This window comes from Actimicrobium sp. GrIS 1.19 (genome assembly GCF_035984655.1).
Lineage (GTDB): Bacteria > Pseudomonadota > Gammaproteobacteria > Burkholderiales > Burkholderiaceae_D > Actimicrobium.
Genome location: NZ_JAXCHT010000002.1, coordinates 140,219 through 166,606 on the forward strand (window position 1 = coordinate 140,219; position 26,388 = coordinate 166,606).

General features: G+C 62.2%; 23 protein-coding genes and 1 pseudogene. 14 read left to right on the forward strand and 10 right to left on the reverse strand.

Annotation, left to right across the window (positions count from 1 at the left end; translation table 11 throughout):
- Positions 1-201: 201 nt before the first annotated feature.
- Both ampC and RCH09_RS02310 read right to left on the reverse strand, forming a co-directional pair.
- Positions 202-1,377 (reverse strand): class C beta-lactamase, encoded by a 1,176-nt coding sequence (gene ampC / locus RCH09_RS02305; RefSeq protein WP_442784995.1) that lies wholly within the window; start codon positions 1,375-1,377, stop codon positions 202-204.
- Between the two features lie 120 nt (positions 1,378-1,497).
- Complete coding sequence (locus RCH09_RS02310) at positions 1,498-1,746, reverse strand: hypothetical protein (protein WP_326939418.1); 249 nt, start codon at positions 1,744-1,746, stop codon at positions 1,498-1,500.
- A gap of 155 nt (positions 1,747-1,901) precedes the next feature.
- On the opposite strand from RCH09_RS02310, the gene RCH09_RS02315 reads away from it, so the two are divergent.
- The 5 genes from RCH09_RS02315 (at position 1,902) to RCH09_RS02335 (ending at position 4,676) form a co-directional block, all read left to right on the forward strand.
- On the forward strand, positions 1,902-2,441 hold the full coding sequence (locus tag RCH09_RS02315) for a cytochrome b (protein ID WP_326939419.1): 540 nt from the start codon (positions 1,902-1,904) through the stop codon (positions 2,439-2,441).
- 29 nt (positions 2,442-2,470) lie between these two features.
- The gene (locus RCH09_RS02320; protein WP_326939420.1) at positions 2,471-3,019 is read left to right on the forward strand and encodes a YceI family protein; all 549 of its coding nucleotides are present in this window, start codon (positions 2,471-2,473) and stop codon (positions 3,017-3,019) included.
- Between the two features lie 50 nt (positions 3,020-3,069).
- Positions 3,070-3,645 carry a YceI family protein gene (locus tag RCH09_RS02325; RefSeq protein ID WP_326939421.1) on the forward strand — a complete coding sequence of 192 codons (576 nt, stop codon included), beginning with the start codon at positions 3,070-3,072 and terminating at the stop codon, positions 3,643-3,645.
- A 57-nt stretch (positions 3,646-3,702) separates the two neighbouring features.
- Positions 3,703-4,212, forward strand: a complete 510-nt coding sequence (locus RCH09_RS02330) for a YgjP-like metallopeptidase domain-containing protein (protein WP_326939422.1) — start codon at positions 3,703-3,705, stop codon at positions 4,210-4,212.
- Between the two features lie 137 nt (positions 4,213-4,349).
- Complete coding sequence (locus RCH09_RS02335) at positions 4,350-4,676, forward strand: hypothetical protein (protein ID WP_326939423.1); 327 nt, start codon at positions 4,350-4,352, stop codon at positions 4,674-4,676.
- 53 nt (positions 4,677-4,729) lie between these two features.
- Here RCH09_RS02335 and RCH09_RS02340 read toward each other — a convergent pair whose 3' ends face one another.
- A complete protein-coding gene (locus tag RCH09_RS02340; RefSeq protein WP_326939424.1) occupies positions 4,730-8,335 on the reverse strand; it encodes a hypothetical protein in 3,606 nt (1,201 codons plus the stop codon).
- A gap of 550 nt (positions 8,336-8,885) precedes the next feature.
- Between RCH09_RS02340 and RCH09_RS02345 the strand changes: the two genes are divergently transcribed.
- The 4 genes and pseudogenes from RCH09_RS02345 (at position 8,886) to RCH09_RS02360 (ending at position 12,649) form a co-directional block, all read left to right on the forward strand.
- A complete protein-coding gene (locus RCH09_RS02345; protein WP_326939425.1) occupies positions 8,886-10,193 on the forward strand; it encodes an NRAMP family divalent metal transporter in 1,308 nt (435 codons plus the stop codon).
- A gap of 35 nt (positions 10,194-10,228) precedes the next feature.
- Positions 10,229-11,506, forward strand: a pseudogene (locus tag RCH09_RS02350) (carbohydrate porin).
- Positions 11,507-11,596: 90 nt separating this feature from the next.
- Complete coding sequence (locus tag RCH09_RS02355; protein WP_326939426.1) at positions 11,597-12,307, forward strand: queuosine precursor transporter; 711 nt, start codon at positions 11,597-11,599, stop codon at positions 12,305-12,307.
- Positions 12,308-12,433: 126 nt separating this feature from the next.
- A complete protein-coding gene (locus tag RCH09_RS02360) occupies positions 12,434-12,649 on the forward strand; it encodes a glycine zipper 2TM domain-containing protein (protein ID WP_326939427.1) in 216 nt (71 codons plus the stop codon).
- 100 nt (positions 12,650-12,749) lie between these two features.
- Here the strand turns inward: RCH09_RS02360 and RCH09_RS02365 are convergent, their stop codons facing one another.
- Positions 12,750-15,449 (reverse strand): bifunctional diguanylate cyclase/phosphodiesterase, encoded by a 2,700-nt coding sequence (locus RCH09_RS02365; protein ID WP_326939428.1) that lies wholly within the window; start codon positions 15,447-15,449, stop codon positions 12,750-12,752.
- A gap of 227 nt (positions 15,450-15,676) precedes the next feature.
- On the opposite strand from RCH09_RS02365, the gene pepF reads away from it, so the two are divergent.
- The gene (gene pepF / locus RCH09_RS02370) at positions 15,677-17,530 is read left to right on the forward strand and encodes an oligoendopeptidase F (RefSeq protein WP_326939429.1); all 1,854 of its coding nucleotides are present in this window, start codon (positions 15,677-15,679) and stop codon (positions 17,528-17,530) included.
- Positions 17,531-17,598: 68 nt separating this feature from the next.
- Here pepF and RCH09_RS02375 read toward each other — a convergent pair whose 3' ends face one another.
- The 6 genes from RCH09_RS02375 to RCH09_RS02400 all read right to left on the reverse strand — a co-directional run bounded on the left by RCH09_RS02375 (position 17,599) and on the right by RCH09_RS02400 (position 22,502).
- Positions 17,599-17,925, reverse strand: a complete 327-nt coding sequence (locus RCH09_RS02375; protein ID WP_326939430.1) for a hypothetical protein — start codon at positions 17,923-17,925, stop codon at positions 17,599-17,601.
- A 58-nt stretch (positions 17,926-17,983) separates the two neighbouring features.
- Positions 17,984-18,577 (reverse strand): PqiC family protein, encoded by a 594-nt coding sequence (locus tag RCH09_RS02380; protein ID WP_326939431.1) that lies wholly within the window; start codon positions 18,575-18,577, stop codon positions 17,984-17,986.
- Complete coding sequence (locus RCH09_RS02385; protein WP_326939432.1) at positions 18,574-20,208, reverse strand: PqiB family protein; 1,635 nt, start codon at positions 20,206-20,208, stop codon at positions 18,574-18,576. Before RCH09_RS02385 ends, RCH09_RS02380 begins: the two co-directional genes overlap by 4 nt.
- Complete coding sequence (locus RCH09_RS02390; RefSeq protein WP_326939433.1) at positions 20,201-20,851, reverse strand: paraquat-inducible protein A; 651 nt, start codon at positions 20,849-20,851, stop codon at positions 20,201-20,203. Before RCH09_RS02390 ends, RCH09_RS02385 begins: the two co-directional genes overlap by 8 nt.
- A complete protein-coding gene (locus RCH09_RS02395) occupies positions 20,844-21,536 on the reverse strand; it encodes a paraquat-inducible protein A (RefSeq protein WP_326939434.1) in 693 nt (230 codons plus the stop codon). The genes RCH09_RS02390 and RCH09_RS02395 overlap by 8 nt, the downstream gene beginning before the upstream one ends.
- Before the next feature lie 72 nt (positions 21,537-21,608).
- On the reverse strand, positions 21,609-22,502 hold the full coding sequence (locus RCH09_RS02400) for a LysR family transcriptional regulator (RefSeq protein WP_326939435.1): 894 nt from the start codon (positions 22,500-22,502) through the stop codon (positions 21,609-21,611).
- A 265-nt stretch (positions 22,503-22,767) separates the two neighbouring features.
- On the opposite strand from RCH09_RS02400, the gene RCH09_RS02405 reads away from it, so the two are divergent.
- The 4 genes from RCH09_RS02405 to RCH09_RS02420 are packed head-to-tail and all read left to right on the forward strand — an operon-like array spanning position 22,768 to position 26,385.
- The gene (locus RCH09_RS02405) at positions 22,768-23,418 is read left to right on the forward strand and encodes a hydrolase (protein WP_326939436.1); all 651 of its coding nucleotides are present in this window, start codon (positions 22,768-22,770) and stop codon (positions 23,416-23,418) included.
- Between the two features lie 30 nt (positions 23,419-23,448).
- Positions 23,449-23,706, forward strand: a complete 258-nt coding sequence (locus tag RCH09_RS02410; protein ID WP_326939437.1) for a DUF1427 family protein — start codon at positions 23,449-23,451, stop codon at positions 23,704-23,706.
- Between the two features lie 32 nt (positions 23,707-23,738).
- Positions 23,739-25,613 carry an amidohydrolase gene (locus RCH09_RS02415; RefSeq protein ID WP_326939438.1) on the forward strand — a complete coding sequence of 625 codons (1,875 nt, stop codon included), beginning with the start codon at positions 23,739-23,741 and terminating at the stop codon, positions 25,611-25,613.
- 25 nt (positions 25,614-25,638) lie between these two features.
- Positions 25,639-26,385 (forward strand): YoaK family protein, encoded by a 747-nt coding sequence (locus RCH09_RS02420; protein WP_326939439.1) that lies wholly within the window; start codon positions 25,639-25,641, stop codon positions 26,383-26,385.
- Positions 26,386-26,388 lie beyond the last annotated feature (3 nt).

Genomic DNA, 26,388 nt, shown 5'->3' on the forward strand with positions numbered 1-26,388 from the left:
TCACGTCCGTCTATTCGCGGCAGCCAGGCCAGATTGAGTTGGTATGACAAACCCGGACAGGTCAAAGCGGTTTTGGCCGATATTAAAAGCATTCGCGAACAGCGACACAGCGACTGATCCGGTTCAGCCTTCGCGTTGAACCAGTAAATCACTGCCTTGAGGGATTTTCGGGTCTGGCCACAGCGTCTGTTCGGTGCAAAGTCACTTCTCCGTCCGTGCCAGTTGCTCCAGGATGGCATGTGCCGCTTCGATGCGCGCGGGAATCGGGAAGTTCTTGTTTGCCAGTATCACGATGCCAATCTTTTTCTCGGGAACAAAGGCCACATAGGCGCCGAATCCATTGGTCGAGCCGGTCTTGTTGAACAGGGTCGGTCCGGCCGGCAGGCGTGGCGGCACAAGTTGTTTCGCTGCGGTTGGATCGAAGATCATGGCGCTGGAATTGCCGGATAGCAGCCGCTTCAGGCTGACCGGATAAGGATATTGCTCCCAGCCGATTCCCTGCACGGCATCGCCTGCCCTGAAATAACCGACATGGGTGCCGTCAACCGCGCTGCGCATCGATGCCTCCAGCCGGTCCGGCGCGATGTTCGCTTGTACAAAGCGGATCATGTCTGCGGTCGTCGACCTGACGCCATAGGCCGGTGCAGCCAATACCCCCGGGATCATCCGGATCGGTTTGTTCGCCTTGTCGTAGCCCCATGCATAGTTGGCCATCGCACTTCCGGGCACGCGGATGTAGCTGCCTCTCAGGCCCAGACGCGGGAAAACCTGCTGCTCCATGATTTCGGCAAAGTCGCCCTGCAAGGCGAGTGCGGCGATCTGCCCGAACAGGCCGATGCTGGGATTGGAGTATTGGCGTTGCGTGCCCGGCGCGGCCTCCGGTTTCCATTGCTGGAAATAGGCAAGCATCTGCGCATCGGTGCTGATCTGGTCCGGAACCTGCAGCGGCAGCCCGCCGGCGGTGTAGGTGCCCAGATTGAGCAGGCTTGCCCGGTTGATCGCGCTGGCCTGCAGCTGCGGCACGTATTTGCCGGGGTGATCGTCCAGCGACAGTTTGCCGAGCGCTTGCGCGTACGCACCGAGCGTTGCGGCGAACGTCTTGCTGATGGAGCCGATCTCGAACAGCGTGGTCTCGCTGACCGGCGTCTTTTCCTCACGCGAAGCGACGCCATAATTGTAGAAGCTGGTCTGGCCATCGACGGTCACGGCCACCGCCATGCCGGGCACGTCGTACTTTGCCATCAGCGGGCGTACCGTCCTGTCGACGGCGCCGCGAAGCTGTTCGGAATGGTCGGCCGCCCGGCTGGCGGGTGCAACAAAAGCAGAAGAAAGAATGACGGCAATTGCGATGCGACGGATGGGTTGTTTCCGGAGGATCAAAATGAGGTTTCCTTGTTTGCTGTCTTTGGCCGGCCCGGTGGCTACGCCTGCCAGCCTGCCGCAACACGATTCCGGCAGTCCCGCTTCCGCTCGCGAGGCGCCGCCGGCCGATGCTTGCTACTGGCCCTGGCAGATGATGGTGGTGACGTACTCGCCGGCGCGGGTCTTGCGGGCTTCGGTCCATGCCACCACCTGCTGCGCCAGCGCGATGGTCATCACCGACGCCTTGTCCTTGTTGCGGATGAACGAAACGCCTTCGAATTCGCCATTCTTGCCCAGCATTGCCTTGGCGTACACCGGCACATCCTTGTCGCCGGGGGTGGTTTTGCGCTGGCGTACCAGATAGCGCTGATCGATCTCTTCCATGGTGTAGTCCGTTTCCTGTTGCGGCGAAGCTGCAAGGATACAAGACCTTGGCTTTGATGCTGCCAGCACAGAAAAAAATTTGACCGTAAAATGTTGCCAGCCAAGTCCCGGCATCGTGCTGTATGCACCTACCTGATCATGAACGGAACAAACCGATGGGCGTGGTTCTTCGATATACCCGTACCGCCATGGCCTTGCACTGGCTGATGGCCTTGCTGATCATTGCGGGCTTTGTCCTCGGCCTCGTCATGACCGACATCCCCGGTCTGACGATGACCAAACTCAAGTATTTTTCGTGGCACAAATGGATCGGCGTGACGGTATTCTGGCTGGCATTGCTGCGCGTGCTCTGGCGTGCCACGCATCTGCCGCCGCCCACCGTCAACATGCCGGCCTGGCAAAAAAACGCGGCACATCTGGCGCATCAACTGCTGTACCTCCTCATCATCCTGGTACCGTTGTCCGGCTATTTTTACAGCACGGCCAGTGGTGTCGCGGTGGTGTATTTCGGGGTCATCCCGTTGCCGACCCTGATTGAGAAAAACGATGCCATCAAGGATGTGCTCAAGCTGCTGCATCAGACCCTGACCTACACAATGGCGGCCGTGGTGACGGTCCATGCCCTGGCGGCGCTGAAGCATCAGTTCATTGACCGCGACGGCACGCTGGCGCGCATGCTGCCGTTTCTGAAATAATTCATCCATTACCCTCAATCGGAACCCCCATGCGAATTCCTTCAATGCTGTTGTTGCTCTCCGCGGTGCTGGCCGTGCCCGCTCTGGCGCAGGTCGACCTCGCCAAAAGCAGCGTCACGGCGACGGCCAAACAACTCGGCGTGCCGATCGAAGGCAAGTTCAAGAAGATCAGTGCGGTGATCAATTTCAACCCGGCGCAGCTGGCGCAGTCGAACGCGAAGGTCGACATTGCCGTGAACAGTTACGACATGGGTGCGCCGGAATACAATCACGAAGTGCTGGGAAAGGACTGGTTCAATGCGGCGCAATTTCCGACTGCCAGCTTCGTGTCGGGTGCGATCACGGCGGCCGGCCCCAACAAATACAATGTCGCTGGCAAATTCACGCTCAAGGGCAAGAGTGCCGATGTGGTCATTCCGGTCACCACCAAAATGGACGGCGCCGCCCAGGTGTTCGATGGCGCCCTGACCATCAAGCGCACCCAGTTCAATGTCGGCGACGGCGAGTGGAAAGACACCTCGGTCGTGGCTGATGATGTGGTCATCAGGTTTCATGTTGTCGCAACGCCAGCAAAATAAGCCATTGTGATTTATCGCGCTGTTTTCATTCATTCTTAACAGGACCCACCATGAAATTGTTCTCCCTTGCCACCGGTGTCATGCTCATCGCGGCCAATGCTGTTGCCGCACCGTCGACCTACAACCTTGACCCGGGCCATACCTATCCGAGTTTCGAAGCCGACCACATGGGCGGCCTGTCGACCTTTCGCGGCAAGATCACCAAGTCTGCCGGCAAGGTCATGCTTGATCGTGAGGCCAGGACCGGCACGCTGGACGTGACCATGGACATGGATACGATCGACTTCGGGGCGAAGAAAATGAACGCGCACGCGACCTCGGCCGAGATGTTCAACACCGAAAAATTCCCGAACGCGACCTATACCGGCAAGTTCACCAAGTTCGACGGTGACCGTCCGACCGAAGTCGAGGGCCAGCTGACGCTGCATGGCGTGACCAAGCCGGTCAAGTTGACCATCCGCGAATTCAAGTGCGTGATGAGCCCGATGCTCAAGCGCGAAGTGTGCGGCGCCGACGCGGTGGCGAACATCAATCGTGCCGATTTCGGCGTTGACTATGGCGCGGCCTACGGCTTCAAGATGGACGTCAAGCTGGCGATCCAGGTCGAGGGCATCAAGTCTGAATAACGCAGGGCAGCGGGGAGGCCGCAGGGCTTCCCGCTCCTGTGCAACCGGGCGCGCGCCATGACCTATCTGAACGGCTATTCCGAAGAAATCCGCAACCAGGTGCAACGCCTGCAGGATGCCGGCAAGCTGGGCGAGCTGCTTCTCAAGAAATATCAGCGCGCGCATGATATCCGCACCGACCGTGCGCTGTATCAGTACGTGCAGGATTTGAAGAATGCCAAATTGCGCAACGCCGATCCGATCGACAAGGTGGCGTTCGACAGCAAGATCCACGTCATGAAACATGCGCTGGGGACTCACACCACGATCTCGCGCGTCCAGGGCGGCAAGCTCAAGGCCAAGCGCGAAATCCGCGTCGCCACGCTGTTCAAGGAAGTGCCGATCGAATTCCTGAAAATGATCACCGTGCATGAGCTGGCGCATGTCAAGGAGCGCGACCATGACAAGGCCTTCTACCAGCTCTGTTGTCACATGGAGCCGGACTATCACCAGTTTGAATTTGATTTGCGTCTGTACATGATGCACATGCAGGCATCGGGCACGCGCCTCTGGACCGGCCCGGAATAAAATCCGGCGGAGCCGTCGCGCCAGAGGATTCCATGTACTATGGAGGCGCTTTACAGATTGAACCATGCTTTTGCGCCGTTCCCCCTTCCGTACCCCGATGTCGTCACCAACCATCCGCAACGCTTCTGGAGAATGTCATGACCACCACCACCCTCGGCTACGAATTTGAATTCCCTGTTGACGGTATCAAGATCGGCTGCTTTGTGAGTCCCGTCTGCGCTGATGACGGCCACGTCAACCGGGTCGTGATCACGCGCGAATCGCCGGATGGGCTTGTGATCGCCGATATCGGCATCAGCCCGCAGATCTTCAAGCAGTTTGCAATGCCCAACATCGAAACGATGTGCCGGATTGCCATTGCCCAGGCCGCCAGCGAGCAGGCGCTGTCGGGTGGGGCGGCGCTGGTGGAAGTCATGCTCGACTTCGCCATCGAGCCATGGGAAGGTGCGTTGGCGCCGACCTGACGTAAAAACGGGCACCGCTGGGTGCCCGTGATGGCCTGTGCTGCCGGCGCAGGTCAGTTCGACCGCGAGGATGCCAAGGCAAGGTCATCAATCACCGCGGGCTGTGGCGCAGGTTCCTGTGCCGCCTTCAAATCATACGTTACCTTCAGGCCCGATTGCGGCGCCACCAGCTGGATCTGCGCCTGCGCCGGTGCAAGCTGCGGTGCCTGCGCCATGCCGAGCATGCTCCAGCCAGCCAGTCCCGCAACCGCCATCACGCCAGCGACCGCTACCGCACGCATGCGCTTGCCCAGTGCCGGCTTGCGCAGCAGTGGCGCTGCCTTGTCGGCCAGTACGGCGGCGGCGCGTTCCCGCCAGCCGTCATCGCTGGCCGCGATGGTTTTCAGACGCGCCACCAGTTCCCGCGCCAGGGTTTCCGACTCGGCATGGCCGCGTTCTGCGTTGAGTTGTGCGTCCAGCGCCTCGGCAGCGGCGTCGATGGCTTTGCGTTCGCTGTCCAGCTGCGCTTGCCGGGCGGCCTCTGCCTGGGCTTGGGCGGCGACCAGTTCTTCATTCAGCTTGCTGGCCTGACTGCTTAGTTCGGCCTGCGTGGCGGCGTGCTGCTGTGCGATTTCCTCGGCGCGGATCTTGGCTTGCGCCGCTTGCCGGGTTTGCTGTTCGATCGCGGCCTGGCGTTTTTGCTGGATGTCTTGTGCCATGGCTTGCTGCTCGGCGGCGCTGGCCTGGCGCAGATCGCGTTCGACCTGTTCGTGCAGCTTCGCCAGCGTGGCTTGCTCGCTCAGGATCTCGGCCCGTGCGCGCGCTTCGTTGCAGGCGTTCTGCTCTGCGGCGGTTTGCGCTTCGGCGGCGTGCAATGCCGTCTGGGTGGCCGCGTGGCGTTCCTGTTCCAGTTGCTGTTTCTGTTGCAGGCAGTCGAGCGCCTGCTGTTGCATCTCGGCGCGGCTGCGTTCGATGCGGGCCAGTTCGGCCGCGGCGGCCACCTGGCTTTGGGCGGCGGCGGCAGCGGCGCGTTGGGCTGCAGTTTGTTCGGTGGCTTGAATCAGTTGCTGTTGCTGTGCGGCATGTTGCAGCTCGACCGCCAGCCGCGCCTGTTGTTCGGCCAGCTGTCGCGCAGTGGCCAGCGCAAGTTGATCCTGCTCCAGCCGCACGCGGTTCTCGGCTTCGGCACAGGCAGCCTGTTCTGCGGCCAGCTTTTGCTGTTCGAGTTGCAGCAGGCTCTGGCTGGCGAGGCGACGCTGGTGAACTGCATCATGTTTCTTTTGAATGGTGTCGAGCACCTGCTGTTCGAGTTCGGCGCGCTCCCGGGCGGCCGCCGCAAGTGCGCTGGATTCGCTGGCCTGGGCTTGCATTGCCTCGGCCACCCGACGTTCCGCAGCGGCCTGTTCGGCATGGTGCTTCAGGATCGACTGGCTGGCCAGCGTGCGGGCGTTGGCAGCGGCCTGGCGTTGTTCTTCGGTGTCGATGCAGGCCTGCTGGACCGCGGCTTGCTGTTGTTCGGCTTCGACGCTGCGATTGGCTGCCTCGAGGGCGCTTTGCTCGGCAGCGACGCGCTGTTGCAGCGCCAGTAGCGCGGCTTCCTCGGCTTGCTTGCGCAGCCGTTCGACGCGGGTCAACTCGACCGCATCGCGCGCTTTTTGCAAGGCGATGCGGGCAGCCTGGCGTTGCAGTTCGATACTGGCGGCAGTTTGTTCCAGTGCGTGACGGGTGGCGGTCGCCTCGGCTGCCTGGGCTTGCCGCAGCTGCTGTTCGGTGGCGGCCTGCGCACTCAACAGATCAGCCTGTTCCTGCTCGGCGCGCAGGCGCGCCTGCGCCTCCAGCTCGGCTTGCCGGACGGCGGCGATGCGCTCCCTGGTCATTTCAACGGTTTGTGCGACGGTATCGGCACATTGCTGTTCCGCCGCCAGTTTTTCCTGTGCCAGCGTCAAGGCCTGTTGTTCGGCTTCGGCACGCTCGCGCCGGACCCGGGTCAGCTCGACCGCCTTGTGCGCGGCCGCCAGTGCGGTCTGCGCCGCCTGGCTACGCAGATCGGCTTGCGTGACCGAATGTTCCAGTGACAATTTCAGGGCAGCGGCTTCGGTCTCATGCGCCAGCCGTGCGGTCTGGTCGGCTTGTTCCTGCAGACGCAGCAGTTCGGTTTCGGCCAGTTCGGCCTGGGTCAGTGCTTCGGCTTCGGCCAGCGCGGCCTGCTCGGCGTTGCGCTTGTCCTGCAGTGCTGCCAGCGCTTGTGTATCGGCGTCGAGGCGGGCGCGTTCGGCACGCGCCAGTTCCAGCGTCTGTTGCGCTTTCTGGGCCGCGACGGTGGCGGCCTGATGTTGCAGTTCGGCGTATTCGGCGGCGGCGGCGACGCGTTTTTCTTCGGCGGCGCTGCGTGCCATGGCCATCTCGCTGGCGGCTTGCTCGGCTTCGGCGCGCGTCACGGCCAGTGCTGCGGCACGTTGTTCTTCGGCGCTACGGCGTTCGGCTGCGGCGGCGGCCAGTTGCTCGGCGCTGGCGCGTTGATTGGCTTCCTCGCTGGCCTGGGCTTCAAACACCAGCCGGGCGCGGGCCTGTGCATCGGCCTGGTGTTCGGCTTCAATGCGTGCCACGGCGGCGCTTTGCAACTGGCGCTCGACCTGCACCCGGCTTTCGGTTGCGGTGCGGATGCGCTCCTCGGCGTCGCGGCGGGCGCGCGCCGAGGCCAGTGCCATGCCTTCGGAGTGTTCGCGGCGCAGCGACGCATCGTGCAATTCGAGTTCGGCCTGCAGTCTCAACTGCAGTGATTCCAGCGCGCGCTGCTCACTTTCGGCGCGCGCCTGCGCGGTGGCCTGTTGTTCCTGTTCGGTGGCGATGCGCACGCGCGCTTCTTCGTGTGCCCGCACTTCCAGCGGGGCACGCTGGATCGTCGCGGCCAGTTCTTCGGTATCGGTCAGTTCGCGCTGGGCCGCCAGTGCCAGTGCTTCGCTGCGGGCGGCGGCCAGCATTTCGGCGGTCAGCCGGGCGCTGCGTTCGCGCCGTTCGCATTCGCGCGCCAGCTCGGTGATGCGGCTGTCGGCGCGGGCACGGCCTTCGGCTTCCAGTTGGGCACTCTGGATGGCAACCTGGCGTTCGGTGGACAGGCGGCGCGTCATCTCGGTGACCTGCGCCAGTTTTTCAGCGGCGGCCATGGCGTTGCAGCTCAGTTCGGCTTCGGCGTCGACCTGTTGCTGGGCGCGTTCGCGCGCTTCGCGTTCCAGCTGGACCCGGGTGTCGGACGCCACCGCGGCCTGCGCTTCGGCGTCGGCGCGCGCACGCAGTTCGCTGATTTCCTGATTGACCGAGAGGGTGCGCGCTTCGCTGGCAAGACGGGCTTCGCGCTCGACTTCGAGACGGGTGCGGCTGGCGGCGATGGCGAGTTCGGCTGCCTTGGCGTTTTCGTGGGCTTCGACGCTGGCAGCGGCGTCGATACGGGCGCGATCCTCGGCCAGTGCGCGGGCGCGGGCCTCGGCGCGGGCCCGGCTTTCGGCCGCGACGGTGGCCTTGGCTTCCGCCTCGACCCGTCCGATCGCTTCGCGGATGGCTTTCAGGTCGATGCCATTGTTGGCACTCCTGCGGTCATGCAGGTCAAGGTTGCCGGCATCTTCCTGCGCATCCTGCCGGTCTTCGTGGGCATAGTTGACGTGCAGTGAAAGATTTTTACGCATTGCCTGATTCGATTCCATTGCCCGCTCCTTGATTGCACCACACAGGACTTGATTATTGCGGCGTCTGCTGCCAATCGAGCGTCCAAGCAGAAGGACAAATCCCGCTCAGTTCGGCACTTTGGGACCTCCCGGCGCACCATAAAGCCACGCTGTAACGGAGGTTTCAGGCGAATGCCAGAATTTGGTTGACGAGGCATGAGCTGGCAACGTATTCTCGCGATGTTTTCATTATGTGGAGCCCGTTCATGGGTGCTTGTTCGAGTGACAGTTGTAGCCGGATTAGTTCCGGTAACGCCGCGGCAAGATAACGCAGAATTTCTCCCTGCCGTCATCTTGCTCACAGCGGATGATGGCGTCAAAGTGCGCGACTGATTTCTTCAAATCCGTTTCGCCGCATCAAACCCATCCAGAAAAACCATGTTGTTGCGGTGCCCTTGCCAGTTGCTTGGGGCTCCCGTCGATTTGCGTGCGCCCCTGTGTCGCGCGCGACTTGTGCGGCTGCAACGTTTGTCATGCCGACCCCGTTGGGGTCCTTGCGGTTGGAGTCACCATGCCAGAAACAAACACAGTTACACGCAACGCTGCCAGCGTATCCGTACCAAAACAAGTGCTGGCCAGTCTCGGCCCCGGCCTGATCACCGGCGCCGCCGACGACGATCCGAGCGGTATCGCGACCTATTCGCAAGCCGGCGCGCAGTTCGGCCTGAACATGCTATGGACGGTGTTGCTGACCTACCCGTTGATGGTGGGTATCCAGGTGGTCAGCGCCCAGATCGGCCGCGTCAGCGGGCGCGGGTTGGCCGGCAATATTCGCGATCACTATCCGCGCTGGTTGCTGTATGCGATCGTTTCATTGCTGCTGGTGGCCAATACCATCAACATTGCCGCCGACGTCTCGGCCATGGGCGAAGCGATGACGCTGATCGTCGGCGGTCCGTCACGATTCTATGCGGCCATTTTTGGCGTCATTTCGCTGTGCCTGCAAATCTTCATTCCCTACAGCCGCTACGTGCGCATTCTGAAATGGCTGACGCTGGCGTTGCTGGCCTATGTGGCCACCCTGTTCACCATCAATGTGCCGTGGGGCGAGGTCGCCATGGCCACCGTGGCGCCGTCGATCAGCTGGTCGCCGGAGTACATCACCACTGTGGTTGCGGTGTTTGGCACCACCATCAGTCCGTACCTGTTCTTCTGGCAGGCCTCGCAGGAAGTCGAGGAACAGCAGCGTCACCCGACCGAAAAACCGCTGCGGGATTTGCCCAAAATCAAGGGTATGGCACGCGCCAATTTCAAGCGGATCAAGATCGACACCGTGGTCGGCATGGGTTTCTCCAACCTGATCGCGTTCTTTATCATTCTTACCACTGCGATCACGCTGCACATGCATGGCATCACCGATATCCAGACCTCGGCGCAGGCGGCGGCGGCCTTGCGTCCGCTGGCCGGGGAGTTTGCCTTTCTGTTGTTCAGTGCCGGTGTGATCGGGACCGGATTGCTGGCGGTGCCGGTGCTGGCCGGCTCGGCCGCCTATGCGATGGCCGGGGCCTTCAACTGGAAAAAAGGGCTGGAGCACAAGGCCGGCGAAGCCAAGCAGTTCTACACCATCATCGCGGTCTCGACGCTGGTAGGCATCGGACTGGGCTTCACGCCGATCGATCCGATCAGGGCGCTGTACTGGAGTGCGGTCGTCAACGGCGTGATTTCGGTGCCGATCATGGTGGTGATGATGCTCATGGCGGCGCGTCCCGAAATCATGGGGCGCTACGTGATCCGGCAGCCGCTGAAAACGCTCGGCTGGCTGGCCACGCTGGTGATGGCGGTGGCGGTGGCGGCAATGTTCTGGTCGGTGGGCGCATGAGGCGCATTGGCTCCTGCGCGTTTGCGCTGCTGGTCATGGCGGCAGGTGCTGCGTGGGCCGGGGATATCGTTGCCGATGAAGCCGCGAATGCGAAGTTCCAGTCGACCTATGTGTGGCAAACCAGGCCGTCGTTTGCGGCGGCATACAGTGGGCCGAACAGTCTGCGCACCGAGCATGAAAAAGGCTATTCGTTTTCGGCCACCGCCGCGTTCGGCTGGCGCCTGTGGCACGGCGCGCAGCTGTACTTCGATCCCGAAGTGGTGCAGGGCGTGCCGCTGTCGAATCTGACCGGCCTGGGCGGCCTGTCAAATGGCGAGCAGCAAAAGACCGGCGGTCCCAATCCAACTTTCTATCGGGCGCGCCTGTTCGTGCGCCAACGCTGGGATCTGGGCGGCGAGCAGGTTGCCGTCGAATCCGGTGCCAACCAGTTGGCCGGCATGCAAAGCGTGCGCCGCGTCGTGCTGACAGTGGGCAATCTGGCCATTGCCGATCTGTTCGATGCCAACGGCCTGTCGCATGATCCGCGCAGCCAGTTCCTGAACTGGGCCCTGACTGCCAACGGTGCGTGGGATTTTGCTGCTGATGCGCGTGGCTATACCTGGGGCGCGGCGCTGGAATATATCGACGACGACTGGGCCTTGCGGGCCGGGCGTTTCCTGCAGCCGGCCGAGTCGAACGGACTGCCGCTGGATCACCGCATCTTCAGGCATTACGGCGATCAGATCGAAGTCACGCACAACCATACCCTGGCAGGCCGTCCCGGCGTGCTGCGGCTGCTGGCATTCCACAACCGCGCCAGCATGGGTGGCTTTCAGGATGCACTGGACCTCGCGACTGCAAGCGGATCAGTGCCGGCGGTGGCGCAGGTGCGCAGGGAACGCAGCAAGCATGGGGTTGGCGTGAATGTGGAACAAGCCATCACGCAATCACTCGGGGTGTTTGGTCGTGCCGGCTGGAATGACGGCGCATCGGAGACCTATTCCTTCGCCGAAATCGAACGCAGCCTGTCAGGCGGAGTTGTGATCAAGGGACATGGCTGGGGCCGTCCCGACGATACGTTCGGCGTGGCGCTGGTGCGCAACGGCTTGTCGCCGGTGCATCGCGCTTATCTGGCCGCTGGAGGGCTCGGTGCCTTCATTGGCGATGGCGCACTGACGTAGCGGCCGGAAGCGTTGCTCGAACTGACCTACAACGCCGAGCTTGGTCATGGCGTCTGGCTCGGCGCCGATCTGCAGCGCATCGCCAATCCGGCCTATAACGCCGCGCGCGGACCGGTGTCGATTGGTTCCTTGCGGTTGCACACCGAGTTTTAACAAGGTATTGCAATCGGCGATAAGATGCGAAGCAGTCAGCGCTTGACCCGCCGGACTGCCATCTTTACGACTGTCATGACTGGATCCACGATGCAAAGACCGATCGCCCAATACCGCTACTACGATTTTGTCATGGCGGCATTCGTCACCGTGCTGCTGTGCTCGAACCTGATCGGTGCAGCCAAGGCGGCGCAGGTCACGCTGCCGGTGCTGGGGACCGTGACGTTTGGCGCCGGCGTGCTGTTTTTTCCAATCTCCTACATCTTTGGCGATGTGCTGACCGAAGTGTATGGCTACGGCCGCGACCGCCGGGTCATCTGGGCCGGCTTCGGCGCGCTGGTCTTTGCCGCCGTGATGGCTGCCGTGGTGCTGGCCCTGACGCCGGTAAACGATGCCTTCAACAACAACTATCAACAGCATCTGGAGGCCGTCTTCGGCAACACCTGGCGCATTGTCACCGGCTCGATCATCGCATTCTGGAGCGGCAGTTTCGTCAACAGCTACGTGATGGCGAAAATGAAGGTGCGCATGCAGGGCCGTCATCTGTGGATGCGCACCATTGGTTCGACGTTGTGTGGTGAGCTGGTGGATTCGGGATTGTTCTACGTGATCGCCTTCTACGGTATCTGGTCGAACCAGCAGTTGCTGGCCGTAACCGTCACCCAGTACGTACTCAAGACCGGCTGGGAAGTGGTGATGACGCCAGTGACGTACCGGGTGGTGGCTTTCCTCAAACGCAAAGAAAATGAAGACTATTTCGATACCCACACCAACTTCAATCCGTTCAAGTTGAAGTCTTGACGGAACGCGACTGAAAGTTTGGGTGCGGTAACGAACGGTGAGGCGGCGGGTGGCCGGCCATACTGCTGGTGTGGCGCTGATTCAGGCGCATCCATGCAGCCCTCATCCCATCAAAAGGAATTCATCATGAACAACGTCAAAAATCTCATCATCACGACCGCCATCGCAGCAAGTCTGCTCGCACTGGGCGGCTGTAGCGGCATGTCGACGCGCGACAAGAACACCGCTGTCGGCGCTGGTGTGGGCGGCGTGGCGGGTGCCGTATTGACTGGCGGCAGCACTGCCGGCACGGTCGGCGGCGCGGCCGTCGGTGGCGTGATCGGCAATCAGGTCGGCAAATAATTCCATCTGACAGAACCCGTCCGGCAGGGTCGCGCGATCCTGCCGGACGATGGTGCCTGACGGTGCTGGGCTAGGCTGCCGATTTCGGGCTGCCCGCCACTTAGGTAGCCCAGTGCGGCTGCCGCAATCGCGCTGGAATCTCACTTGCCGGCATTGGCCGCGCAATCAGGAAACCCTGAATCTCGTTGCACCCCAATTCTTGTAGCAGGCGCAGCTGCGCATCGCTTTCGACCCCTTCGGCGACGACCGTCATGCCCAGCGCATGTGCCATCGAAATGATGGCCCTGAAAAACACCACACCCTCTTCAGTCCGATCCAGTTCGCTGGTGAACGCACGGTCGACCTTGAGCACATCGAGATCAAGCCGTTGCAGCTGCGACAGCGACGAATAGCCAGTGCCAAAATCATCGACCAGCAATCTGATCCCAAGCGCCTTCAACTCGGCCAGCGCCGACACCATGTCGGCGTGGTCGCTCATCATGCAGGATTCGGTCAACTCCACTTCGATCAGGTGGGCGGCAATGTCGTGACGCTGCATGGCATCCGCGAGTTGCTGGCATAAGTTTCCCTGGCTGAATTGACGCGGCGAGACGTTGATCGATACCGGCAACAATGGCAGTTGCTGGCGTTGCCATTGATCGATCTGGGCGCAGGTCTTGTCGATGACCATTGCGCCGAGCTTCAGGATCAGGCCGGTTTCCTCGGCCAGCGGAATGAATTCGGTGGGGGGCACCACTCCGCGCGTCGGGTGCAACCAGCGCACCAGCGCCTCCATGCTGCAAAAGGCACCGGTGTTGGCATCCACCCGCGGCTGGAAGAACAGCGTGAATTGATCCTGTTCGATCGCCAGTTCCAGCTCCTTGCGCGCGGTGAGACGCGCGCTCAGGCTGGCCGACAAATGCGGTTGATAGAAACAGTAGCGCGCCTTGCCGCCGACCTTGGCCGAGTACATCGCGATGTCGGCATGCTTGAGCAGCGTCTGGGCGTCGTTGCCATTTTCCGGATACAGGCTGATGCCAATCGAGGCGCGCACCAGCGTGCTGTCGCCGGCCACTTCGAACGGTTCATCAAACGCCGCCGCAATCCGCTGTGCGGCCTGTTCGACCGAGTCATCCTGCTGCACATGCTCCAGCACGATGGTGAATTCGTCGCCGCCGAGGCGGGCAATGCTGTCGTGTTTTCCCAGCAGGTTGCGCAGGCGACCGGCGACCGAGCGCAGCAATTCGTCGCCGGTGCCGTGGCCCAGCAGATCGTTGATATTCTTGAAGTCATCCATGTCGACGAACAACACCGCCAGCCGGCGTCCATGCGCCGCAGCGTGCGCAATCGCGCCGGGCAGGAACTCGATCAGCCAGTGGCGGTTCGGCAGCTGGGTCAGCGCGTCGGAATTGGCGATCATCGACAGCGCTGTTGCATGCGCCCTGGTTTCCGAGATGTCGCGCAGCGTCATTGCCAGTCCGTCGCCAAGGCGAATCAGTCGCCGTCGCAGCCACTGCATCTCGCCCTGTCCGGTCGCGCCGGCACAAAATTCGTCCTGGTGCACACCGCGATCCATTGCCTTGTCAAACAGGTCGACCAGCTGGCGCGGTTGATTGAGCAGGTCCAGCTCGGAAATTTTTTTCCCGATCAAGTCGCGGCGCGCGCTGCCGACAAACGCCGCGCCGCGCGCATTGCAGTCCTCCACTTGAAAGTCGGCCACATGGCCGTGCCTGTCGTACAGGGCATTGATCATATAGAACCCTTCGTCGCCGGCGTCGATCGCCAGCCGATAGGTTGCTTCGATCCGGTCCGTATGGTTTCTTCGCCATGCCAGCCAGACCGAGGCTGCGGTCGCGGCCGCCGCAAGCAAGGTCAGCATGGCAGCGCCAGCGCACAGCAAGTCCCGGTAACTTTGCCTGTTGGCGCGCCAACCCGCAAAGGCATCGTCTTCGGAGCGGCCCACCGCCGCTATCCACGGCGTGTTTCTGACCGCCTCCCAGCCGACGATGCGCGGCATCTTGTCGGCAAACTGATCGGCTTCCAGCAGCGCGGCTCCGGCATTGCTGTCGAACCCATAAGGCCGGTTCAACAGGGCCGCCGACGTGCTGACAACGCGATTGCCCATCCTGACGGCATGGACCTTGCCGCTGCGTCCGCCCAGCAGCAGGAAACCGTGCTGCCCGAGTCGCGCGTCGGCATAAAATTTCAGCAGGGTGGCAGGCATCACGATAACCTCGACCATGCCGTCAAACCCGCCATCGGGCAGGCCGAGCCGGCGCGTGAAATGGATAGCCGGCGGGATAGCCGGCGCGGCCGCGTGCGTGGCAGGAAACCCGGTGCTGATCTGTAGCGTTGAACTGGTGCTGGCCGCCCGCAACAGGGCCGGGTCGCTTGCAGCGGGAGGTGAGCCGGCCGGCAGCGCGCGCGTACTGGTCAGCGTTATGCCGCTGGCACTGACGATGCTGACGAACATCTGCTCGGTGGCCGGGTACAGTCCGCGCCGGTCTGGCGCGGCCAGATCGAGATGGCGCTGCGACGACTCCCAGTCGTGTTTGACGTGCCGCGTGATCTGGTCGATCTGTTCGACCAGCCGTGCCAGATCCTCGGCGTATGCCTGGGCCAGCGCCTCTGTGTCGCGCAAGGCGAGCGATTCGCTGCTGGATTTTTCGTTTGCCATGCGGGCGTCGATCAAGCCCCACATCGCGGTGCCAAGCAGTACCGCCAGCAGTGGCCAGAGCAGAATCAGATACAGTTTGTCGCGGACAAATCCGGTGTGCACCTGACCAGGTGCCTGGAACTGAGCGCGATTGAAACTCGGCATGGGGCGGTTTCCTGATAGCGTGTTGCCGGGCAAGGGAAGCGTGACAGCAATGCAGTACATTGCTAATGCGCAATGTTGCAGGCGTTAGCATGGCATCATTCTGCGAAAGTTGGTAGATGTTAATGCGAAACTTATGGTATTTACGGTTGGCAATTCGATATTCCTCGACGTACCGATTTGACGGATAATTCGTCACCGATTGTTCACCCACCTCCAGAATGGCAACCATGCAAAAACCTGTTCTTTTCCTGCTCCTCGCCCTTGGCGCAGCGCAACTTTCCAGTGCCGCCGAGAGCATCAACCCGCGCTGGAACCTGGCGGATGTCTATCCGTCCACCGAGGCGTGGCAGGCTGACGCGAGCAAGCTGGAGGGGCAGGTCAAGGAATTCGCCGGATGCCGCGGCCATCTCGGCGAGAGCGTCAAGCGTTTCAAGCAATGCATGGATCTGCGTGCCGACCTGAGCAAGCGGCTCGATCGCCTCGCCATCTATGCCAACGAGACGCACGCGGAAGATACCGGCAACACAGCCGGCCTCGAACTGAACCAGAAGACAGAAATCCTGGGCGCGCGGGTCGAAGAGAGCGGGTCCTTTTTCCGCCCTGAGATTTTGGCGCTGGGGCAAAAAAAGGTCAGTGCCATGCTGGCTGGCGACAAGTCGCTGGCGATCTATCGTCAGCCGCTCGACAACCTGTTGCGTGCCGCGCCGCACACGCTCGACGCCAAAGGCGAGGCACTCATTGCCAGCTTTGGCCTGACTGCCAACAGCGCCCAGTCGGTGTATTCGATTCTGTCGAACGCCGACATGCCATGGCCGAAAGTCACGCTGTCCGACGGCAAGGAAGTCACGCTGGATCAATCCGGCTACACGCAATACCGGGGCGTCGCCAATCGCGACGATCGCAAGAAAGTCTTCGATGCATTCTGGACAACGTGGCATGCCTTCGAGCGCACCTATGGCGTGACGTTTTATGAACACCTGAAGCAGGATTCGATCGACGCCAAGGTCCGCAACTATCCCGATTCGATCACCAAGGCACTCGATACCAACAAGATTCCGGTCGCGGTCTACAACACGCTGATCGAGCAGACCAATGCCAATCTGCCGACGCTGCATCGCTACTTTGCGCTGCGCGCCAAGCTGCTCGGCATCAAGGACATGCGCTATTACGATATCTATCCACCGCTGGTGAAGGGCGATTTCAAGTACCCGATCGAACAGGGCAACGCGTTGATGCTGGCGTCGGTCAAGCCGCTCGGCGACGACTACGTGAAGGCGATGGAGAAGGGTGTCGGCAGTCGCTGGATGGATGTCTACCCGCGTCCGCGCAAGCTGTCGGGTGCGCACATGGCCGGCGATGCGTATGACGTGCATCCGGTGATCCTGCTCAATTACACCGATGACTACAACTCGGTGTCGACGCTGGCGCACGAATGGGGTCACGCGATGCACACCGTGCTGGCCAACGCCGCCCAACCCTACGTGACGGCCGGCTATCCGATCTTCACGGCGGAGATTGCCTCCACCACCAACGAAGGCCTGTTGCTGGCGCGCATGCTGAAGATTTCGAAGACCGATGACGAGCGCCTGCTGTATCTGGGCTCGGCGCTGGAAAATCTGCGCGGGACATTTTTCCGCCAAGCGATGTTTGCCGAGTTCGAGCGCGATGTGCATGCGCGGGTTGATCGTGGCGAATCGCTGACTGGCGAAGGCTTGACCAAGATCTATGGCGATATCCTGCGCCGCTACCACGGTGACAAAGAGGGCGTTGTCACGATCGACGATGTGTACGCGACGGAATGGGCGTTCATTCCGCATTTCTACAATTCGTTCTACGTGTTCCAGTACGCCACCTCGATTTCTGCCGGGTCGCTGTTCGCCGAGTCCATTCTGGCCAACAAGCCGGGCGCGCGCGAACGGTATCTGGGTGTACTCAAGTCGGGCAGCTCGGCCTATCCGTATGAACTCGTGAAGGCGGCCGGCGTTGACCTGGCGACCCCGGCGCCGTACCAGGCGGTGGTGGCGAGCATGAACCGGATCATGGACGAGATCGAAGCCATCGTGGCACGTCGCAAAAACTGATTGGCAGTACAACAGGAACGGGCGCAAATCGATGGATTTGCGCCCGTTTTTTTATGCCAGAACGGATTTCAGTCAGAGCGGGGTTTGGTCGGGAACGCAGCGAAGGGCAACAAGCCCTGGAACAAGGCGGCGGTTTGTCCCAGCAGCGTGTTCTGCAGTTCGGTGAAGTTGGCGAAGGTTTCCTGCAGCGCGTCGGCCGGCATCATGCTTTCAGTCTGCTCGGACCACAGCTTGCCATCCCGATAGCCGCCCTGATGTTGCCGTAACGTGAACTGGTCGCCGTTGCCGGTCAACTCCCAGCGGCTATATTGCATCTGGAAAAACGGCATCGGTTGCGTGACCTGGCTGGGCTGCAGCAGCGCCCACGGATTGAAGGGAATGAGCTCGTTGCGCATCGAATTTCTCCTCGGGGAATTGAGAAACCGTTCGACTGCACCGACCCGTTCCTGTTCCCTATGGCGCGCGTTCGAGTGCGCCGATGGCGGCGGCGATGTCGCGGCTCAGCGCTGCCAGCGCGCGACCGTGCGCGGCGGCAACCGCGTCATGGTCGGCTCCCTGCACCGGTTCGCGCAATGTGGTCAGGCCGCTTTTCGCCGGGCGTCCGGCAGACTGAATGCGCCAGCGCGCTTCGAGCGTGGTGGCGTCGCCGAGGCGCGCGTCAAAGCGCAAGATATCAACGGCAACGTTGTACTTTGCCGTCGCACCGGCCTGCTCGCTGCGCGTGGCCACGGCCGCACCGGGCAGCAGACGGCGCAGGTTGCCGCTGATCACGCGCGGAATGGCGCGTCGCAATGACTCGGCCCAGCGCCGCGATTCCGGGATGTCGACCTGGTTGCTGCCGGATTGCAGGACCATTTGCGGCCGGTCGATCAACTCCGGCAGGCTCAACGGGCCGACGGCGATGCTCAGGTCGCTGACGGCAGCGCTGCTGTCGATTGCCACGCTCGGCTCCAGCGTATAAAAGTGCTCGGGCGGTGCGCTGGCGCAGGCGCCCAGCAACAGGAGCGGCAGCAGGACGCAGCGGCGCAGGGACGAAACAGCGATCATGGGTTTTCCTTTTTGCCGCGGATCAGGGATTCCGGATGGCGATCGAGATAGTCGGTCAGCGAGCGTAGGGCCTGTGCGGCGCGGCTGACATCACGCAGGGTTTCGCGCAGGTCCTGCTGCAACGGCGCGTCGCTGGCCAGCACGCTGTCGGCGCTGGCAACGGTTTTGCGGACCTGTTCCAGCGTGGCGCGCATTTCCGGTGCGAGTTCGGTATCGAGACGCTTGACCAGTTTGTCCGTGCTTTTGAGCGTGCTGTCGAGGGACTGCATTGCGGTGCGCAAATCGGCCGCAATCTGTTCCATCGGCACCTTGTCGAGGCGGCGCGCGATGCGGCTCAGAATGCTCTGCAATTCTTCCAGCGTGCCCGGAACGGTCGGCAGCACGATCGGCGATTGCTTCCAGTCGATCCTGGTCCTGGCCGCATCCGGGAAGAAATCCAGCCCGACGAACAATTGTCCGGTCAGCAGGTTGCCGCTCTTGAGCTGCGCGCGCAGTCCGCGCTTGACCAGTTTGTCGAGCAATTCCGGACTGTCATCGGGCGGCGTTTCGGTGGCGGACTTGCGACGGCGCGATTGCAGACGCTGCGGGTACAGGTTGACCTCGACCGGGAAACGCATCGCACCGGTGGCCTTGTCGTATTCCAGATCGATGCTGGTGACCTCGCCGATCACAATGCCGCGAAAATCGACCGGCGCACCCAGGCTCAGCCCGCGCACCGAGTCTTCGAAATACAGCAGCGCCTTGTGCACCACCGCTTCCTCGTACTTGAGCGCGGCATCGCGGTTCGGGTACAGCTTGAACTCGGCATTGGCCGCTGCCTCGGCGGTGGTCGGCATGTCCGCCGGCGCGGCGAAACTGACGCCGCCCGACAGGATCGCCGCCAGCGATTCGGTATTGACCTTGACGCCATTGGCATCCACGCTCAGCTCGACGCCGCTGGATTGCCAGAAGCGTGCATTGGTGGTGACGTACTTGTCGTACGGCGCATTGACGAAGCCATGCAGGATCACGCCAGTGCCGTTCGGATCGAGCTCATACGCGGCGATCTGGCCGACCTGGATGTGGCGGAAAAAAATCGGCGCGCCGATATCGAGCGAACCAATCTGGTCGGCGTGCAGCACGAATTGCCGTCCGGCCAGGCCGGTCAGCACGAAGGGCGGCACATCAAGGCCGGTGAATTCGGTGCGCGCTTCTTCCGACTTGCCGGCGTCGACGCCGATGTAGGAGCCCGACAGCAGCGTGCCCAGACCCGAGATGCCGCCGGCGCCGACGCGTGGCCGCACGACCCAGAAACGGGTGTCTTCGCGCAGGAAGCTGTCGGCGCTCTTGACCAGTTGTGCGGTGACGATGACCTGCTTGCGGTCCGGCGACAGCGAGATGCGGCCGACCGTGCCGATATCGACATCCTTGTACTTGATGCGCGTCTTGCCGGCTTCCAGCCCTTCGGCATTCTTGAAGTTGATGGTGATGGTCGGGCCGCGCGAGAGCAGTGCCTGAACCAGGATGGTGCCGCCGATGAGGGCGGCGATCACCGGAATCAGCCAGATCAGCCAGGGTGACCAGTACCAGCGCGGCGCCTGCACTGCCAGCGGCAATTGGGCGCGGGGGATATCGTCGTTCGGTTCAGTCATTGTCGGTCTTTATAAAATCCCAGATAAGGCGTGGATCGAAGCTCTTGGCCGCCAGCAGGGTGAGCACCACCACGGTGCCGAATGCCGCCGCGCCCGGTCCGGCCTCGACGGTGGCAAACGATTTGATCTGCACCAGCGCCACCAGCAACGCCACCACGTAAATGTCGAGCATGGACCAGCGTCCGATCGCTTCGACCACGCGGTACAGGCGGGCCCGGTGCAGCGGTAGCCAGACCGAACGACGCTGTACCGAAATGGTCAGCAGCGTCAACGCCAGCAGCTTGAACAGCGGAATCACGATGCTCGCCATGAACACGATCAACGCCAGCATACGCGAGCCGGACTCCCACAGGTACACCACGCCGCTCATGATGGTGTCAGTCTGGATTTTTGCCAGCGAACCGGTCTGCATGATCGGCAGCAAATTGGCCGGAATGTACAGGATGTAGGCGGCAATCAGATAGGCCCAGGTATGCAGGACGCTGCGATGGATGCGCGAACACAGCGGGGCGGCGCAACGCGGGCAATTGCCGGCATTGCCATGCCGCGCCGGCCGGCACAGCAAACCGCAGGCGCTGCAGGAAAGCAGGCCCTGGGTGGCAGCGGTAGCGCCGGCAAGGGGGCGTGGTCGCGACTCAGCCATGCAGCCACACCCGACCCCAAAGATCGCGCGGATTGAAAAAATGGGCGGCTGCCGATAACGCCACCATCAGGGCTGCGAACGACCACAGCGCAATGCCGGGAATGACGGTGGTGAAGGTGGCCAGCCGAACCACCGACACCAGAATCCCGAGCATGAAGACTTCCACCATGCCCCACGGCCGAATCGTTTGCACGAAACGGAACGTGGCCGGCACGCCGGGAACCACGTGTCCCAGCCGCAGCGGCAACAGGATGTACAACATCGCGGCGATTTCCAGCGCCGGTACCAGCATGGTGGTGACGAAGACCAGGATCGACATCGACACCAGTTCCAGTGATGCCAGCGCGCGCACTGCGCCAAACAGGGTGGCCGAGGTGCGCGTGCCCTGCAGTTCGATGCGCACCAGCGGGAACATGTTGGCAAACAAAAAGAACACCGCGGCCGACAACGTGAAGGCCAGCGTGTAATCGAGGCCGTGCAGGGTTTCGCGGTACAGATAGGCATTGCAGCGACCGCACAGGGCTACCCCATGCGGGGGCAGCTTCAGCTCATGCTGGAGCAGGTCGCACTCGGGGCAGGCAATCAGCGTCGGTGACGGTGACGGTGCAGCATTTTGCTCGGGCATCGGTGGCAGGAAGGACAGGGTGGGCAGGGCCGCCGGCCAAAAAACGGCACGGCGTGACATGGCCGTCAAATTATACGAGAGATTGTTGCCGGCCAAGTCGCATCACGTTGTCGCAGTAGCTTGTTTGCATGGCTATCCGGCGCCAACATGCGCAATGACGAACGCCATGAAGGCTCGCGTCTTCGCGAGCATGTGACGGTTGGGGACGATGGCATGCACTGCGATCGAATCAAACTCCCAGTCAGGGCACAGGCGCACGATGGTGCCTTCCTGTTCCAGCGCGACCGCCATGAAATCCGGCAGCATGCCAATGCCGAATCCGGACACCACCGCCTCACGGACAAATCCCAGACTGTTGACGCTGAGCGCACCTTGCACCGGTACCAGAACGCGCTGCTTGCCGCGCGCAAAGCGCCATTCGACGCCGTTGCCGAGCAGCGGGAAGGCAATGCATCGGTGCCTGGCCAGATCCTTCGGGCCGGTTGGCAATCCATGCAGGGTGATGTAATCGCAGCTGGCATAAATATGGCGTCGCAATTCGCACACGCGCCTGGCGATCAGCGTGCCATCCTGGATTTCGCCAATGCGCAACGAGATGTCGACCTGTTCTGCCTTCAGGTCGACGTTGCGGCTCGACAGGTCCAGCTCGATACGCACGGCGGGATACTCATGCAGGAACTTGCCGATGATCGGTCCGAGGAAAGAGGTCGCCAGTTCCGGCGGCGCGCTGACCCGGATCAGCCCGCTGACGCGGTGCTGCATTGCCATCACATGCGCATTGGCTTGTTCCAGATCGTAAATCGGTGCGGCACACTGTTCGTAATAGGCGCGCCCGGCGTCGGTAAGTGTGACGCCGCGTGTGGTGGCGTCGATCAACGGGGTGCCGAGCTGGCTTTCGAGCGCATGCAGTCGCTCGCTGACGGTGGATTTTCCCAGCGCCAGCTGCTTCGCCGCCTTGGTCACGCTGCGCTGTTCGGCAACGGCAATGAAAATCCGAATGTCATCGAGTTGCAGCGGTCGTTTCATGGTTGGGCCACCGATCTGGTTGTGCGGGCATCGCAGCTGCGGCCACGCAGGGCATGCTAAAGCATTTTGAAGGGAGCCGATAGCCATCACTGCCGGCAGGTGGCCGTGTTCGCTGCGCCGAATGCATTGTTCGGCCACCAGTCGTTCCCGTCTGGCACGGCTATGCTCTGGACCGGACCGCGCCTCGAAGCCGGACGCCGGCAACCGGCGCGCCGCCGCTGTTGGCCGGGCCAGACAATCGCCCACATTCTTTCAAGGAACCGTCATGCCAATCGCTCAAGCCACCGCCGGAAGCAACTTGCTCACGCCTGCCGACCATACCCTGGTCATGATCGATTTCCAGTCGCAAATGGCGTTTGCCACCAAGTCGATTGATGCCGTCACCCTGCGCAACAACGCGGCCCTGGTGGCCAAGGCGGCGGCCGCATTCAAGGTGTCGACGATTTTGACCACGGTCGCCGAGAAGACCTTTTCCGGTCCGATGTTCGATGAAATCAAGAGTGTATTTCCAGGCCAGAAAGTCTTCGACCGCACCTCCATGAATACCTGGGAAGACAGCGCCGTGATTGGCGAAGTCAACCGACTGGGCAAATCCCGTATCGTGTTATCCGGACTGTGGAGCAGCGTCTGTATTGTCGGTCCGGCCATGTCGGCGATCGATCAGGGTTTCGAGGTGTACGTGATCGCCGATGCCTGCGGCGATGTCTCCGACGAGGCGCACCAGCGCGCGATGGAGCGCATGATCCAGCAGGGCGCGCGGCCGATGACATCGCTGCAGTATCTGCTTGAGCTGCAACGTGACTGGGCCCGTGCGGAATCGTATGATCGGACCGTTGCGGTGTCGATCGCACACGGCGGCAGTTACGGACTCGGACTGGTCTACGCCCACGCGATGTTTGGTGGCCACGAAAGCTGATCGGCAGCGCTTCAACGAACGGGAGTGCGCATGAAAACCTATTTGCTGTCGCTGGCGGTCGGCGTACTGGTGGGGTTGATTTACGGCCTGCTCAACGTGCGCTCGCCGGCGCCGCCGGTGATTGCGCTAATCGGCCTGCTCGGGATTTTGCTCGGCGAGCAAATCGCGCCGGTCGCAAAACGGTTGCTGGGCGGGCAGCCGGTCTCGGTGAGCTGGATCAAAACCCAATGCAGCGAGCCTGTGCTCGGTCTCAAGCCCTCGGACGACAGCACTTCGCCGCCAGTCTGATAAACCACGCTCACCCTGACCGAAAGTGCTCCATGACCGCAGTCCCCGACCTGATCATTCGACACGCCCGCATCAGCACGCTCGATCGGCAGAATCCGGTCGCCGACACGGTGGCCATCAGTAATGGCAAGTTCAGCGCAGTCGGTGAGGATGCCGATGTGATGCGCCTGGCCGGGCCTGCGACCCGCGTCATCGATGCGCTGGGGCGACGCATGATTCCGGGCTTGATCGATTCGCATATCCACATTATCCGGGGCGGCCTGAATTACAACCTCGAACTGCGCTGGGACGGCATGCCGTCGCTGGCCGATGCGATGCGTGCGCTCAAGGAGCAGGTCGACAAAACCCCGGCGCCGCAATGGGTGCGGGTGGTCGGCGGATTCACCGAACACCAGTTTGCCGAAAAGCGCCTGCCAACCCTGGACGAACTCAACGCGGTGGCGCCCGATACACCGGTGTTCATTCTGCATCTGTACGACCGGGCCTTGCTCAATGCGGCGGCGTTGCGCGCCGCCGGTTATACCCGCGACACCCCCAACCCGCCCGGCGGTGTGATCGTCAAGGGCCCTTCCGGCGAACCAACCGGCTTGCTGCTGGCGCAACCGAATGCGTTGCTGCTGTATTCGGCGCTGGCGACCGGACCCAAACTGCCGTTCGAGTACCAGATCAATTCGACCCGCCACTTCATGCGCGAACTCAACCGGCTCGGCGTGACCAGCGCGATTGATGCCGGCGGCGGCTTCCAGAATTATCCGGACGATTACAAGGTGGTCGAGGAACTGCATGCCAAGGATCAACTGACCGTGCGCATCGCCTACAACCTGTTTACGCAAAAACCACACGAGGAGCTGGCCGATTTTTCGCGCTGGACCGGCCTGGTTACGCCGGGGCAGGGCGACGGGTTTTATCGGCACAATGGCGCCGGTGAAATGCTGGTGTTTTCGGCCGCCGATTTCGAGGATTTCCGGCAACCGCGACCCGAGCTGCCGGCCGGCATGGAGCCCGAACTGGAAGCGGTGGTGCGTCTGTTGGTGACCAGGCGTTGGCCGTTTCGCATGCACGCGACCTACGACGAATCGATTGGCCGGGCCCTCGACGTGTTCGAGAAGGTCAATCGCGAGATCCCGTTCGACGGCTTGCACTGGTTCTTTGATCATGCGGAAACCATCAGCGACCACAATATCGAACGGGTCGGCCGACTCGGCGGCGGCATTGCGATTCAGCACCGGATGGCCTATCAGGGCGAATACTTCATTGCCCAGTATGGCCAGGCGGCGGTCGAACGCACGCCGCCCTTCAAGCGCATGCTGGAACTGGGCGTGCCGGTCGGCGCCGGCACTGACGCCACTCGCGTGGCCAGCTTCGATCCCTGGAATGCGCTTTACTGGCTGACCACCGGCAAGACGCTGGGTGGGCACCGGATGTATCCGGCCGCGAATCTGATCGACCGCGAGACCGCGCTGCGGCTTTACACGCAAGCCAACACCTGGTTTTCCGGCGAAGAGGGGTGCAAGGGACAGATCAAGGTCGGTCAGCTGGCCGACCTGGTGTTGCTGTCGGATGACTATTTCAGCGTCGACGAGGAAGCGCTGCGCCACATCGTGGCCTCGCTGACGATCGTCGGCGGACGCATCGTGTACGCCGCCGACCAATTCGCCGCGCACGATGCGCCGCCGCCGCCGGCCATGCCGGACTGGTCGCCGGCGCGCAGCCGCGCTGGCTATTACAAGGCAACCAAAGCCGAGCAGCAGCAACGTGCCCTGCTGCAGGCCAGCGCATTGAAGGCGTGCCAGTGCAGCGCGGCCTGCGGTGTGCACGGACATGCGCACGGCACGGCGGGAAGCAGTCCGAGCGCGGATCGGGAGCGCTTCTGGGGTGCACTGGGCTGTTCCTGCTGGGCCGCATGATGCGGGGCGTGTCATGATCCCGCCCATGCCAATCGATACGCCCGCTCCCGTCACACCGGCCAAGGGCCCCGACCAGGCCACCGGCTCGGCGCTGGACGCCGCATTGCTGAGCTATGTCGCGGCCTTTGTCGACACGGCCGGATTTGTCGGCCTGTTCGGGCTGTTTACGGCGCACGTCACCGGCAACTTCGTGCTGATGGGCGCGCAACTGGTCAATCACAACGGCGAGGTCATCGCCAAGCTGCTGTCGCTGCCGGTGTTCGTGCTGGCGGTGGCCTTGTCGGTGTTGCTGGCCAACTGGCTCAAGCGACGCGCACGCTCCGCGCTCACGCCACTGCTCGGTGTTCAGGCGGGATTGTTGCTGGCAGCGGCATTGATTGCGATGCGCACCGGCGCACCGGTTTCCGCCGATGACATCAACGCCATCGCCATCGGTACGACCATGATTGCCGCGATGGGATTGCAGAACGCGCTGATGCGGCTGGAGCTGGGCGCCATGCCGCCAACCACCGTAATGACCGGCAATGTGACCCAGGCCACCATTGACGTCATGCAGCTCTGGACCACCTCGGCGAACGCGTCGGAGCGCGCGGTGCAGCGCAAGCGTCTGCAGAAAATGTGGCCGTCGATGCTGGCGTTCCTGCTCGGCGCAGCCAGCGGCGCGCTCGGGTATCTGCTGTTCGGGTTCTGGTGCCTGTTGGTGCCGTCGGCATTGTGTGCCGTGCTGGCGGGAAAATTGGGGCGTCGCAGTTTGTCAGGCGGCCCGGCCTGACTG